Origin of the sequence: Sphaerisporangium sp. NBC_01403, assembly GCF_045040145.1 — a bacterium.
Classification (GTDB): Bacteria; Actinomycetota; Actinomycetes; order Streptosporangiales; family Streptosporangiaceae; genus Sphaerisporangium; species Sphaerisporangium viridialbum.
Genome location: NZ_CP109534.1, coordinates 1,664,162 through 1,677,159 on the forward strand (window position 1 = coordinate 1,664,162; position 12,998 = coordinate 1,677,159).

The window sequence follows — 12,998 nt, forward strand, 5'->3', positions numbered from 1 at the left end:
ACTCATGCGGATAAAAGCGGATACCGATGTCTGCATCGGAGCCGGGATGTGCGTGCTGACGGCTCCGGAGGTGTTCGACCAGAGCGAGGAGGACGGCACCGTGCTGCTGCTGGAGGAGGAGCCGGCCGCCGCACAGGAGGCGGGCGTCCGCCGCGCGGTGCAGGTGTGCCCGTCCGGCGCACTGTCCATCTCCTGAGCGTCCGCCGTCCCGCGCGGGGCCGCGCCGCTCACGGCGGCCCGGCTCCGCGCGTCACGGCATCGGCATCGTGTGCTCTCCCGGCGGCATGGAGTGCCCCTGCGGCATCGGCTCGCCGGACGGCATCACGTGCCCGCCCATCCTCACGCGGCCGCCGAGGGTCGCGCGGAAGGACTCCAGCATCTCCTCGGTGTTGCCGAGCACGATCCAGCGCGTGCCGATGAGGTACGCGCCGCCGTAGCTCAGCGCGTCGTCCAGCCACTCCTGCTTGCCCTTCTCCGTCGCGAAGGTCGTGACGGAGTACTGGCCCTTCGACGTCCTGCACACGCCCTGGCGCAGCTCGTCGGCCTCCACCTGCATCTGGGGCTCGGCGCAGCCGGTCCTGGCCGCGATCTCCTCGACGGTGGCAGGGCCGCCGGTCGCGCCCCGCGCGGTGCCGCAACCGCCGAGGGCCGCGACGGCCAGGGCGGCGCCGAGCAGCACGGCCGTACGCCTGGCGCGGCCCGTCACGGCGCGGTCGTCTCGATGTTGCCGCCGACCTTCTCGCTGAAGGACTGCAGCACCCCCGGGTCGTTGCCCGCGATGACCCACCGCGTGCCGACCAGGTAGTTGCCGCCCCACTTCTTCGCCTCCTCCAGCCACTCGGCCTTGCCCTTGTCGGTGGAGAACGTCGTGACCGTGTACTGGCCCTTGTCGGTCTTGCACACGCCCTGTCGTAGCTCCTCCGCGTCGGTCTGGACCTGGGGTTTGGCGCATCCGGTCCTGGTGGCGAGCTGCTTGAGGGTGGCAGGGGGGCCCGGGTTGGCCGCCGCGGCGCCGCCCGCCGCCGCGAGGGAGGGATCGTCCGAGGCCGCGCCGCCACCGCATCCCGTGACGAGCGCGAGGGCGAGGACGGAACCGAGAAGGGCGGTCACGCGTGTGGTGAGGCTTGGGCGTCCCATGGCAGATCTCCGATCCAGTGTGCCTGCAGAAGTCACCGTCAGCGGGTACGCGGGGCGCGCCGGTTCGGTTCAGCGTGTCACGCATGAGTCAGGGGCCGGCAAAAGTTTTCCAGGATGGTCGAACCCTTCCGGTCCTCGCCGCGTACCTCGTGACGATGGGGCACCAACCAATGCCGCCATGAGCACGTACTCCGGGAGGAGTTCGAATGATCCGAATCCAGCAGAGACGGCGGTTCAGGCCCGTCCTGAGCGTCCTTGCCCTGGGTGGGGCGGGGGTCGGCCTCGTCGTGGCGAGCCTGGCCCCGGCTGGGCAGGCGGTCGGCGCGGACGGGTCGCCGTCGGCCCTCACCGTCAGCGCCGCCTACAGCCTCGTGAGCACGGCCGTGAGCACCGGCGCGCCCGAAGCAGGACAGAACGGCGAGAGCCCCGCCGCCGCTCCCTCTGAGTCTCCATCCGAGTCTCCGAGCGCCTCTGACGACCCGACTCCGTCCGAGGACCCGAGCGCGACCGGCGACCCCGCCGCCTCCGAGTCGCCCAGCGCCCTTTCGAGGACCGGCAACGCCGTACGCACGGTGAGCTGCCCGTCGGTGGCCGACAGGCTGACCGACGTCCCCGCCGCCGCCCAGGCGGAGGTGAAGCGGAACCTCGCGACGATCGACCGGCAGATCGCCCAGGCCAACCAGCGCCTGGCCAGGATCGGCGCCCGCGCGAGCAACAGCCTGATCCGCAACGCGGTGCTCAACCCGCTGCGGCTCCAGCGCTCGTTCACGATCAACCGCATCGCGACCGCCGTCCGGCGCGCCGGCGCCCGGGCGGACCTGCGCAACCTGACGTCGTGCACGGTGCAGAACGGCGCGGGCGGCGGGCAGTCACCGTCTCCGAGCCCGACGGCGACCGGCGACCCCGGCGACCCCTCCGCCTCGCCGTCGCCGAGCGACACCGCGAACCCCACGGCCGAGCCCACCGCGAGCCCGACCGGCTCGGGTTCGGCCTCTCCCTCACCGAGCGCCACGGCGACCGGCGGCGCGACGGGCCCCTCGCCCGACGACTTCGTGGACATCCGCACCGTCCAGCCCAACGCCGACAGGCCCCGCAACCAGCAGGGGGCGTCGAGGGGCACCTTCGTCTCCCGTTGCGGGCGCAACGAGGACGGCCACCACAACTCCGACAACGTGATCGTCGCGCCGGGAGTGACCAACGGCGCCCACCACGTCCACGACTACGTGGGCAACAAGGACACCAGCGGCTTCTCGACCAACGACAGCCTCCAGGCGGCGGGCACCACCTGCTCCAACGGCGACAAGTCCACCCACTACTGGCCGGTCCTGCGCCTGCAGAAGGGTAAGGGGAACGACGCCGACAAGCCCGGCGGCGGCCTGGACGGCAACGTCGGCCAGATCGTGCGTCCCGCCTCCGTCACGCTGACGCTGAGCGGCAACCCCACGAGCAAGGTGGTCGGGATGCCGGTCTTCCTGCGCATCATCACCGGGGACGCCAAGTCGTTCACCAACGGCCCGACGAACGCCAACGCCCGCTGGACGTGCACCGGGTTCGAGAACCGCCAGCTCAAGGACAAGTACCCGATCTGCCCGCGCGGCAGCCAGGTGGTGCGCCTCCTGCGGTTCCAGAGCTGCTGGGACGGCAAGAACACCGACAGCGCCAACCACCGCACCCACGTGGCCTTCACCGGGGCCGACGGATCGTGCCCGAGCGGGTTCCAGGCCATCCCGGCCCTGGAGCAGCGCATCACCTACAACGTGCCGCCGGGCCCGGGCATCGCGCTCGACAGCTTCCCCGAGCAGCTCCACAAGCCGGTCACCGACCACGGTGACTTCATCAACGTGATGCCGGAGGCGCTGATGAAGCAGGCCGTGGACTGCATCAACAACGGCAGGCGCTGCGGCTGACCCTGGTACCACCCACCGGATAAATCGGGACATGCGCGCATAAGCGGCGCCCCGCGAGTAGCCACTCGCGGGGCGCCGCTTTTCCGCCGTGGCCTCGGCACGCCTCGCGCACAGGTCACCCGGGAGAAGGCAAATCCGCCACCGGCATCGGGCAAAGGCCGGTGGACCGTGCGCGACGCGCCGCGCGAGGAGCCGTTCTCCCGCCGACCGACCGCCTAACCTGCAGAAACAGATCACGCGTGCCTCGACCGGCGCGCCATGGGGGCGGCGGGAGGTCGCGATGGCGACGTTGCAGTTGGCCCTCTCGGCGGCCGGTCCCGCGACCCCGGCGGACCTCGTCGCGGCGCGCCTGCAGATGGCGCTGTCGCTCGGCTGGCACATCGTGCTCGCCTGCCTGGGCGTCGGCATGCCCGCCCTGATGCTGATCATCGAATGGCGGGGCATACGCACCGGCGACGCCGACTACACCCGGCTCGCCCGCCAGTGGGCCAAGGCGATCGGGGTGTTGTTCGCGGCCGGCGCGGTGTCGGGCACGATCCTCAGCTTCGAGCTCGGGCTGCTGTGGCCGGGGATGATGGGCACCTACGGCCAGGTCATCGGGCTGCCGTTCGCGGCGGAGGGCATCGCGTTCTTCATCGAGGCCATCTTCCTCGGCATCTACCTGTACGCGTGGGACCGCGTCCCGCCCAAGGTGCACCTGCTCAGCGGGATCCCCGTGCTGGTCTCCGGAACGCTGTCGGCGTTCCTGGTGGTGTGCGCGAACGCGTGGATGAACGCGCCGCGCGGGTTCACCCGCACGGACGGCGTGGTGGGCCACGTGCGCCCCTGGCGGGCGATGTTCAACCCGGCCGTGCCGCACGAGACGCTCCACATGGTCGTGGCGGCCTTCATGGTCGCGGGCTTCCTGGTCGCCGGCGTCTACGCCGCCGGCATGCTCAGGGGGCGGCGCGACCGCTACCACCTGCTGGGGTTCCTGGTCCCCTTCACGCTGGCGGCGGTGTTCACCCCGATCCAGATCCTGGTGGGCGACTTCGCGGGCAAGCGCGTCGCCACGCTGCAGCCGACCAAGCTCGCCGCCGCCGAGGCGCTGTTCCGCACGCAGGCGGGCGCCCCGCTGAGCATCGGCGGCATCGTCACCGGCGACCGGCTGCGCTACTCCATCGAGATCCCGTACGCGCTGTCGCTCCTGGTGGGGCACAGCACCGACACCGTCGTCCAGGGTCTCGACCAGGTGCCGAGGGACGTCCGCCCGCCCGTGATGATGGTCCATCTGGCCTTCGACACGATGGTGGGGATGGGCTTCCTCCTTCTCCTGCTGTCGGCCTGGCTGGGCTACAGCTGGTGGCGGCGGCGGGAGCTGCCCCGCTCGCGGTGGTTCCTGCGGGTGGCGGCCCTGTCGGGGGTGTTCGCGGTGATCGCGGTAGAGGCGGGGTGGACCGTCACCGAGGTCGGCCGGCAGCCGTGGACGGTGTACGGCCATCTGCGCACGTCCGACGCGGTGAACCCCGCGCCGGGGCTGGTGACCGGCTTCGTGGTCGTCACGCTGGTCTACGCGGTGCTCACCGTCGTCACCCTCTACGTGATGCGGCTGATCAGGTGGAGCGAGAGACCCGTCGCCCCCCAGGAGCCCGAACGCACCCGCGAGCCGGAAGCCTCCTGATGGACACTGCGCAGATCGTACTTGTCGTGATGTGGGTAGGAATCACGCTGTACGCCCTGCTGGCCGGGGCGGACTTCGGCGGGGGCGCCTGGGACCTGCTCGCCGGGCGCAGCCGTACGGGCATGGGACGGCGCAGGCTCATCGAGCAGTCGATCGGGCCGGTCTGGGAGGCCAACCATGTATGGCTGATCTTCGTGCTCGTGCTGCTCTGGACGGGGTTCTCGGGGGTGTTCGCCTCGGTGATGTCGACGCTGTACATCCCGCTGACGCTGGCGGCGCTCGGCATCATCGCCAGGGGCACCGCCTTCGCCTTCCGCAAGGCGGCCACGGAGCTGTGGCAGCAACGCCTGTTCGGCGGGGCCTTCGCCGTCTCCTCCATCCTCACCCCGTTCTTCCTCGGCACGGCCGCGGGAGCGATCGCCTCGGGACGGGTGCCGCCGGGGCTGGCCAGGGGGAACATCATCACGAGCTGGCTCAATCCGACCTCGCTGCTGGGCGGGGCGCTGGCCGTCATGGTCTGCGTCTACCTCGCCGGGGCCTACCTCTGCGACGACGCGGTCGAGGCCGGGCGCCCCGACCTGGCCGAGTGGTTCCGCGTGCGGGCGCTGGTCGCGGCCGTGCTCATCGGGGCCGTCGCGCTCGGCGGCATCGCCGTGCTGCGCTGGGACGCCCCGAGGCTGTTCACCGGGCTCACCCACCGGGGGTTCCCGCTGGTCGTGGCCGGGGCAGTGCTCGGCGTCGGCTCGCTGGTGCTGCTCTGGCGGCGCGTCTACCCGCTGGTGCGAGCCGCCGCCATGCTCGGTGTCATCACGATCCTGTGGGGATGGGCGCTCGCGCAGTATCCCGTCATGCTCCCGCCCTCGCTCACCTACCGCCAGGCCGCCGCCGACCCGGCGGTGCTGACCGCCACCCTCGTCGTGACCGCCATCGGAGTGGTGCTCATCGCACCGTCCATGGCCTGCCTGCTCGCCGTCCAGCGGCGGGCGCTGCGCGACGCCGGCACCTCGGAGTGAGGATCGCATGAAACCCGTGGACGTCATCAACCCGGAGGAGACGGGGGAGACGGGGGAGACGGGGGAGACCGTCGCCCGGCTGCCGGAGCCTCGCGGCCCGATAAGCGCCTTCCTGTTCGAGCGGCTCGCACGCCCGCCGCACGAGCTGGGCGAGCTCGCCGTGACCTCCGCCGATCCGGTCCTTTCCGACGAGGATCTCCAGCTCGCCCTCTTCGCCTGCTACGAGCTGCACTACCAGGGCTTCGGCGAGGTCGACGACCGGTGGGAGTGGCATCCCTCGCTGCTGCGCGTGCGGCAGGTCCTGGAGCGGCGGTTCGAGTGGGGCCTGTCGGGCGTGGTGCCCCCACCGGCGCCGGTGCCCGCGCGGGAGCTGCCGAGGACGCTCGGCAGGCTGGCGGCCGCGGCCGGCGACGGCCCCCCGCTCGCGGACTTCCTGCACCACGAGGCGGGACGGGCGCACTTCCGTGAGTTCGTGGTGCACCGGTCCGTCTACCACCTCAAGGAGGCCGACCCGCACACCTTCGGGATCCCCCGGCTGCGCGGCCACGCCAAGGCCGCGCTGGTGGAGATCCAGGCCGACGAGTACGGCGGCGGGCGCGCCGAGCGGATGCACGCCGAGCTGTTCCGCGCCACGATGCGCGGCCTCGGCCTGTCCGACTCCTACGGCGCGTACCTGGACCGGGTTCCGGCGATCACCCTGGCCGTCAACAACGTCATGTCCCTCTTCGGGCTGCACCGCCGCTTCCGTGGCGCCCTGCTCGGCCATCTGGCGGCGCTGGAGATGACGTCCTCGCTGCCCAACGCCAAGTACGGGCGCGGTCTGCGGCGGATCGGGGGAGACGCGACCGCCGCCCGCTTCTACGACGAGCACGTGCAGGCCGACGCCGTCCACGAGCAGATCGCCGGGTACGACATGTGCGGGACGTTCGCCGCCGCGCATCCGTCCATGACGGGCGACGTGCTGTACGGGGCCGCGTGCTGCCTCGCGCTCGACCGGCTCTTCGCCGAACATGTCATGAAATCTTGGGAGAACAGAGCCACGTCGCTCCGGGGCGGCGGCCTGGAGCCCGGATGATCGACCTCGACTACGTGCTGCCCATCCGATGGAGGAGCGACGCCGGGCTGGAGGAGCTGACCGCCTACCTGCGCCGGCTGAGCACGTACGTCCGGGTCGTGGTCGTCGACGGCTCGGCGCCTGAGCTCTTCGAGCGGCACGCGCGGGCCTGGGGGGACATCGCCGACCACGTACGGCCCGACGGCGACCTCGACTTCCTCAACGGCAAGGTCACCGGCGTCACCACGGGCCTGCGCAGGGCGCGGGGGGAGCACGTGGTCATCGCCGACGACGACGTGCGCTACGACGAGGCCGCGCTCGCCCGGGTGGACGCCCTGCTCGCCGGGGCCGACCTCGTGCGCCCGCAGAACTACTTCCGCCCGCTGCCCTGGCACGCCCGCTGGGACACCGCCCGCACCCTGCTCAACCGGGCCTTCGGCGCGGACTACCCTGGCACGTTCGGCGTGCGCAGGTCGACCTTCCTGGCGATGGGCGGATACGACGGCGACGTGCTGTTCGAGAACCTCGAACTCATCCGCACGGTGCGGGCGCACGGCGGGCGCGAGTGCCGTCCCCGCGACCTGTTCGTCTCCCGTGTGCCGCCCGGCGTGGAGCGGTTCCGCGCGCAGCGTGTCTGGCAGGCGTACGACGACCTGGCGCGGCCCGCGCGGATGGCGGTGTTCCTGCTGGTCCTGCCCGCCGTGACGGTCGCGCTCCTGCGCGGGCGCCACCGCGCCGTCCTCGCGTGCGCGGGCCTCGTGGTCGTGCTGGCCGAGATCGGCAGGCGCCGGGGCGGCGGCGAGCACGTCTACCCGTTCACCAGCGCACTGCTCGCTCCCGGCTGGGTGCTCGAACGAGCGGTCTGCAGCTGGCTGGCGCTGGGGGCCCGGGTCGGAAAAAGGGGTATCCCCTACTGGGGGCGGCGGATCCACGTCGCGGGGCACTCGGTCGCCCGGCTCAGGAGGAACCACCCCCTAGAGGGGCGCATCGCTTGACCTCAACGTAAGTTGAGCGCTTATCGTCTGGGTACGCGTCACCGGCGACCGCCCGGTGATCTTGATAAGCAGCCCAGACCAGGATCCGGTGGGACGTCTATGGACATGGAAGTGACCGCGTGGCATTCGATGTACAACGCGATGCACGCGCACGAGGACCGGAGGCCGTTCTCCAGGGCGACATTGCGGCGCATCGGAGGGTTCGCGCGGTCGCACCGCCGGATGCTGGTGTGGTTCCTGCTGCTCAGCGTGGTCTCGGCGGTGCTCGCGGTGGCGACGCCCGTGCTCGCGGGCCGCGTCGTCGACGCGATCGTGCAGCGCTCGGCGCTGGAGACCGTCGTCGGGCTCGCCGTGCTCATCGCGTTCATCGCGCTGCTGGACGCGGGGCTGGGGCTGGTCACCCGCTGGCTGTCGTCGAGCATCGGTGAGGGGCTGATCATCGACCTGCGCACGGCGGTGTTCGACCACGTGCAGCGCATGCCCGTCGCCTTCTTCACCCGCACCAGGACAGGAGCGCTGGTCAGCCGCCTGAACAACGACGTCATCGGCGCCCAGCGGGCGTTCAGCAACACCCTGTCCGGGGTGGTCAGCAACATCGTGACGCTCCTGCTCACACTGGTCGTGATGATCGGCATCTCCTGGCAGGTGACCCTGATCGCGCTGGTGCTGCTGCCGGTGTTCGTGCTGCCCGCGCGGCGCATGGGCTCGCGCCTGGCGCGGCTGGAGCGGGAGGCCGCCGACCACAACGCCCGGATGGGCACGCAGATGACCGAGCGCTTCTCCGCCCCGGGCGCCACGCTGATCAAGCTCTTCGGCAGGCCGGCCACCGAGTCGGCGGAGTTCGCCCTCAGGGCGCGGCGGGTCCGCGACATCGGAGTCCGCACGGCCATGGTCCAGTCGGTGTTCGTCACGGCGCTGACGCTGGTCTCCGCGCTGGCGCTGGCGGTCGTCTACGGCCTCGGCGGCTTCTACTCCCTGCGCGGCCAGCTTGAGCCGGGCGCCGTCGTCGCGCTCGCGCTGCTGCTCACCCGGCTGTACGCGCCGCTGACGGCCCTCGCGAGCGCGCGGGTCGAGGTCATGAGCGCGCTGGTGAGCTTCGAGCGGGTCTTCGAGATCCTGGACCTCAAGCCGCTGATCTCCGACCGGCCGGACGCCCGCCGCGTGCCCGAGGGCCCGGTGTCGGTTGAGTTCGACGACGTGGTCTTCGGCTACCCCTCCGCCGACAAGGTGTCGCTGGCGTCCCTCGAAGAGGTCGCCACGCTGGACACGCGAGGAGGGGCCGAGGTGCTGCGCGGGGTGTCGTTCCGCGCCGAGCCGGGGCAGATGGTGGCGCTGGTCGGCTCGTCCGGAGCGGGCAAGTCGACGATCGCGCAGCTCACGGCGCGGCTCTACGACGTGGACGCCGGGGCCGTGCGCCTGTCGGACGTGGACGTCAGAGACCTGTCGGCCGAGTCGATCCGCGAGACGCTCGGCATGGTCACGCAGGACGGGCACCTGTTCCACGAGTCCGTCCGCGCGAACCTCCTGCTCGCCCGCCCGGAGGCGCCTGAGGAGGAACTGTGGGACGTGCTGCGCAGGGCACGGCTGGAGAGCCTGATCGCGGCGCTGCCGGACGGGCTGGACACCATCGTCGGCGAGCGCGGCTACCGGCTGTCCGGCGGCGAGCGCCAGCGGCTGACGATCGCGAGGCTGCTGCTGGCGCGCCCGCGTGTGGTGATCCTGGACGAGGCCACGGCCCACCTCGACTCCACCTCGGAGGCGGCGGTGCAGGAGGCGCTGGGGGAGGCGCTGGCCGGGCGGACGGCCGTGGTCATCGCGCACCGGCTCTCCACCATCAGGTCCGCCGACCTCATCCTGGTGATCGAGGACGGGCGGGTCGTCGAGCGCGGCACCCACGCGGACCTGCTCGCCGAGGGCGGCCGGTACGAGCAGCTCTACCGCACGCAGTTCGACCAGCCGCGCGCGGCGGAGGCGATGCGCTGAGGCGGCCCCCCGCGGATGGGGAAAGGGTGATCACCGCGTGACCCGATCTGGGCAGGACGCCGACGATCGCATCGTCACCTCGCGTGTCGAGCTGACGCCCTTGACGGTGGAGGACGCCGCCGACATGGCGGAGGTGCTGGCCGGCGAGGAGCTGTACTCCTTCATCGGTGGCTCGCCGCCCACCGAGGAGGCACTGCGAACCCGGTACGCCAAGCAGGTCGCCGGTCACTCGGACGACGGCTCGCAGGATTGGTACAACTGGATCATCCGCCGCAGAGCCGACGGGCGGGCCGTCGGGTACGTGCAGGCGACGGTGGTCGGCGGCGGGCGGCACGCCGAGATCGCCTGGGTCGTCGGCCTGCCGTGGCAGGGTCAGGGGTACGCGTCCGAGGCCGCGCGGGCGCTGGTCGGCTGGCTGGGCGCGCGGGGGGTCAGCCGCGTCAGCGCCCATGTCCACCCGGACCACCACGCCTCGATGGCGGTGGCGCGGCGCGCCGGACTCCAGCCGGCAGAGGAATTCGACGAGGGGGAACGCCTGTGGACCGCGTCGGGGATCGCCTGATGCCTGGAGCCGTGCTATAGGGCGATCTGGTCCATGGGGCGGGGGTCTCGCTTTCGTCGTGGGCATCAGGGGAGAGCGCTCTCCATCAAGCGTTACGCGCATATTTCGTCGCTGTCAATCAGTGCCCGGCCGCCTCCGGACCGTGTCCGGAGGCGGCCCGGACGGCGGTCGCGGAGCCCTGGCAAGCCGCTGACCCGTGGGTTCACCCCGCTTCTTGACGAGCGGTAAGGCGCTTGAAGATCACTAAGGCGTCCACACTGTGGTCCAGGCGCGTCTCACAGCTCTGTGGAGGTCAGACAAGTGGCTCCGCGAGGGCCGGCGTGTTTCGGGGGGGTGAGCAGGGGGTTTCCAAATCGTCAGCAAGGATGTGTTGACAAGTCGTGATACAGCGGACAATCTCTGTCTGGAGAGCGCTCTCCCTCCCCTGTCGTCACCCCTCGGCCGACGGGTACCCCCCTTGCTCCAAGGAGAGGCTGTGCATCTTTCACGCAGTCCGGGCCTGTACCGCATAGGTCTGCTCATCGCCTTCCTGGTGGTGTTGATCGCGTCTGGCCTGGCGGTGACCGCTCCCGCCATGGCCGTCGACAGCCTGCTGTCCCAGGGCAAGGCCGCCACAGCCTCCTCCACCGAGAACGCCGGCACGCCGGCCTCCGCCGCCTTCGACGGGAACGTGTACTCCACCACGACCGGCACCGGCGGCAAGCCGACGTCACCATGTACGGACTGTTCGTCGAGCACTACCAGAAGTACGAGGCCATCTGGAACGGCAACGGCGGGCGCACCTACTTCTTCCAGAACGAGTTCCCCTACGACCCGCCCAACCAGGCGGCGTGGATGAACGGGTCACTGCAGGGTTACGCGGCCTACAAGGTGGCGGACTCGGTCACGACCCACGAGGCCTGGGGCGTCGGAAGTCACTCCTACTTCAACGTCGACCCCACCGTCACGGCGGACCGGTCGTTCGAGGTGCCGCAGAAGCCGGGCGTGAAGTTCCACGACCTGGTGAGCGTCTCCCTCGGCGGTGTCGGCACGATCCGCCATGTCATCAACACGACGGGAGGACCGGCGAACGCGAGTACGCAGGTCGTCTACGTCAACGCCTACCCATAACACATCATCCGGGCCCCGCCGCCGACGGCGGCGGGGCCCGGCGTCCTTGAAGCAGGAGGTCTTTCTTTGGCCTTTGTCGGCCTCCTCTCGGCTTCCCGCCCCATGGCGGCGAGGCCGATCTGGCGTGTGGCGACTCCATCGGCACGAGGCCGGAGTCGCGTTCTAGTGAGGGGTTCATTGTGCGTATAGGCAAGTTCGGATATGCCGCCGTCGCAGGCGCGCTGATGGTGGCGGCCGCGGCGTGCGGCGGTGGCGGTGACAGCGGCGGCACCGCGACCGGCGGCGGGTCCGCCGACAGCGGCGCGGGCAAGACGCTCACCTACTGGGCGTCCAACCAGGGCACCAGCCTCGACAACGACAAGCAGGTGCTCCAGCCCGAGCTCGACAAGTTCGAGAAGCAGACCGGCATCAAGGTGAACCTCGAAGTGGTTCCCTGGGCCGACCTGCTCAACCGGATCCTCGCCGCCACCACGTCGGGCAAGGGCCCGGACGTGGTCAACATCGGCAACACCTGGTCGGCCTCGCTGCAGGCCACCGGCGCCTTCCTGCCGTTCGACGACAACCTGCTCGCCGGGCTGGGCGGCAAGGAGCGCTTCCTCGGCCCGAGCCTCGCCGCGACCGGCGCGCCCGGCAAGCCCCCCACGGCCGTCCCGATCTACGGCATGACCTACGGGCTGTACTACAACAAGAAGATGTTCAAGGACGCCGGCATCGACAAGCCGCCGGCGACCTGGGACGAGCTGGTCGCCGACGGCAAGAAGCTCACCAAGGGCAAGCAGTGGGGCCTGGCCGTCGAGGGCGCCAGCGTCAGCGAGAACTCCCACCACGCCTTCATCTTCGGCCAGCAGCACGGTGCCGAGCTGTTCGACGGAAGCGGCAAGCCGCAGTTCGACTCGCCCCAGAACGTCGCGGCCATCAAGCAGTACCTCGACCTGATGGCGGCCGACAAGATCGTCAACCCGAGCAACGCCGAGTACTCCAACGGCACCGAGGCCGTGAACGACTTCGTCAACGGCAAGGCCGCGATGCTGATGTGGCAGTCCATCGGCTCGCAGATCAAGGCCGCCGGGCTGACCAACGACACCTACGGCATCGCGCCCATCCCGCTGCCCGCGGCGGACTCCGGGGGCAAGCAGGTCAACGGCATGGTGGCCGGTATCAACCTCGCCGTGTTCAACTTCACTAAGAACCAGGACGGCGCTCTGAAGTTCGTGAAGTTCATGACGAGCCCGGAGGAGCAGCAGATCCTGAACAAGACGTACGGCTCGCTGCCCACCGTCCAGGACGCCTACAACGACCCGGCGTTCCAGAGCGAGGACATCAAGACGTTCCAGGACATCCTCGCCAAGACCGCCGCGCCGCTGCCCCAGGTGCCCGAGGAGAGCCAGTTCGAGACCCTGGTCGGCACCGCGATGAACCAGCTGTGGGCCGACGCGGCCAGCGGCAAGCCGATCACCGAGGAAGCCGTCAAGGCCAAGCTGACCCAGGCGAACGAGCAGGTCCAGCCCGGTAGCTGACCCTCGGCACCGATGCCACGGTGCCGGGCGGGGGTCTTCCCCCGATCATCCCCCGCCCGG

12 protein-coding genes are annotated in these 12,998 nt (G+C 70.8%); 10 read left to right on the forward strand and 2 right to left on the reverse strand.

The features are described 5' to 3' along the window. Positions 1-4 precede the first annotated feature (4 nt). A complete protein-coding gene (locus OG589_RS07210) occupies positions 5-196 on the forward strand; it encodes a ferredoxin (RefSeq protein WP_405147294.1) in 192 nt (63 codons plus the stop codon). Positions 197-250: 54 nt separating this feature from the next. On the opposite strand, the gene OG589_RS07215 is transcribed toward OG589_RS07210, so the two are convergent. After that, complete coding sequence (locus OG589_RS07215) at positions 251-706, reverse strand: hypothetical protein (RefSeq protein WP_405147296.1); 456 nt, start codon at positions 704-706, stop codon at positions 251-253. Then, a complete protein-coding gene (locus tag OG589_RS07220; protein ID WP_405147298.1) occupies positions 703-1,137 on the reverse strand; it encodes a hypothetical protein in 435 nt (144 codons plus the stop codon). The genes OG589_RS07215 and OG589_RS07220 overlap by 4 nt, the downstream gene beginning before the upstream one ends. 206 nt (positions 1,138-1,343) lie before the next feature. On the opposite strand from OG589_RS07220, the gene OG589_RS07225 reads away from it, so the two are divergent. The 9 genes from OG589_RS07225 (at position 1,344) to OG589_RS07265 (ending at position 12,938) form a co-directional block, all read left to right on the forward strand. Continuing rightward, the gene (locus OG589_RS07225; RefSeq protein WP_405147299.1) at positions 1,344-3,044 is read left to right on the forward strand and encodes a DUF1996 domain-containing protein; all 1,701 of its coding nucleotides are present in this window, start codon (positions 1,344-1,346) and stop codon (positions 3,042-3,044) included. 280 nt (positions 3,045-3,324) lie between these two features. Then, positions 3,325-4,704, forward strand: a complete 1,380-nt coding sequence (locus OG589_RS07230; RefSeq protein WP_405147301.1) for a cytochrome ubiquinol oxidase subunit I — start codon at positions 3,325-3,327, stop codon at positions 4,702-4,704. Beyond that, positions 4,704-5,717: a cytochrome d ubiquinol oxidase subunit II gene (locus OG589_RS07235; protein ID WP_405147302.1), complete on the forward strand. Its 1,014-nt coding sequence runs from the start codon at positions 4,704-4,706 to the stop codon at positions 5,715-5,717. The genes OG589_RS07230 and OG589_RS07235 overlap by 1 nt, the downstream gene beginning before the upstream one ends. A 7-nt stretch (positions 5,718-5,724) precedes the next feature. Further along, positions 5,725-6,792, forward strand: a complete 1,068-nt coding sequence (locus tag OG589_RS07240; RefSeq protein ID WP_405147304.1) for an iron-containing redox enzyme family protein — start codon at positions 5,725-5,727, stop codon at positions 6,790-6,792. After that, positions 6,789-7,766, forward strand: coding sequence for a glycosyltransferase (locus OG589_RS07245; protein ID WP_405147306.1), 978 nt, complete (start codon positions 6,789-6,791; stop codon positions 7,764-7,766). The genes OG589_RS07240 and OG589_RS07245 overlap by 4 nt, the downstream gene beginning before the upstream one ends. A 99-nt stretch (positions 7,767-7,865) precedes the next feature. Further along, positions 7,866-9,749 carry an ABC transporter ATP-binding protein gene (locus OG589_RS07250; protein ID WP_405147308.1) on the forward strand — a complete coding sequence of 628 codons (1,884 nt, stop codon included), beginning with the start codon at positions 7,866-7,868 and terminating at the stop codon, positions 9,747-9,749. A gap of 37 nt (positions 9,750-9,786) precedes the next feature. Beyond that, the gene (locus OG589_RS07255) at positions 9,787-10,311 is read left to right on the forward strand and encodes a GNAT family N-acetyltransferase (RefSeq protein ID WP_405147310.1); all 525 of its coding nucleotides are present in this window, start codon (positions 9,787-9,789) and stop codon (positions 10,309-10,311) included. Between the two features lie 714 nt (positions 10,312-11,025). Next, positions 11,026-11,421: a hypothetical protein gene (locus OG589_RS07260; RefSeq protein WP_405147312.1), complete on the forward strand. Its 396-nt coding sequence runs from the start codon at positions 11,026-11,028 to the stop codon at positions 11,419-11,421. A 179-nt stretch (positions 11,422-11,600) separates the two neighbouring features. After that, positions 11,601-12,938 (forward strand): ABC transporter substrate-binding protein, encoded by a 1,338-nt coding sequence (locus OG589_RS07265; protein WP_405147314.1) that lies wholly within the window; start codon positions 11,601-11,603, stop codon positions 12,936-12,938. The last annotated feature ends 60 nt before the right edge of the window (positions 12,939-12,998 follow it).

Excerpts from the sequence above, each read along its gene's own strand:
- OG589_RS07210 (WP_405147294.1), top strand. The coding sequence starts at position 5 with ATGCGGATAAAAGCGGATACCGATGTCTGCATCGGAGCCGGGATGTGC.
- OG589_RS07220 (WP_405147298.1), bottom strand. The coding sequence starts at position 1,137 with ATGGGACGCCCAAGCCTCACCACACGCGTGACCGCCCTTCTCGGTTCC.
- OG589_RS07225 (WP_405147299.1), top strand. The coding sequence starts at position 1,344 with ATGATCCGAATCCAGCAGAGACGGCGGTTCAGGCCCGTCCTGAGCGTC.
- OG589_RS07230 (WP_405147301.1), top strand. The coding sequence starts at position 3,325 with ATGGCGACGTTGCAGTTGGCCCTCTCGGCGGCCGGTCCCGCGACCCCG.
- OG589_RS07235 (WP_405147302.1), top strand. The coding sequence starts at position 4,704 with ATGGACACTGCGCAGATCGTACTTGTCGTGATGTGGGTAGGAATCACG.
- OG589_RS07240 (WP_405147304.1), top strand. The coding sequence starts at position 5,725 with ATGAAACCCGTGGACGTCATCAACCCGGAGGAGACGGGGGAGACGGGG.
- OG589_RS07245 (WP_405147306.1), top strand. The coding sequence starts at position 6,789 with ATGATCGACCTCGACTACGTGCTGCCCATCCGATGGAGGAGCGACGCC.
- OG589_RS07250 (WP_405147308.1), top strand. The coding sequence starts at position 7,866 with ATGGACATGGAAGTGACCGCGTGGCATTCGATGTACAACGCGATGCAC.
- OG589_RS07260 (WP_405147312.1), top strand. The coding sequence starts at position 11,026 with ATGTACGGACTGTTCGTCGAGCACTACCAGAAGTACGAGGCCATCTGG.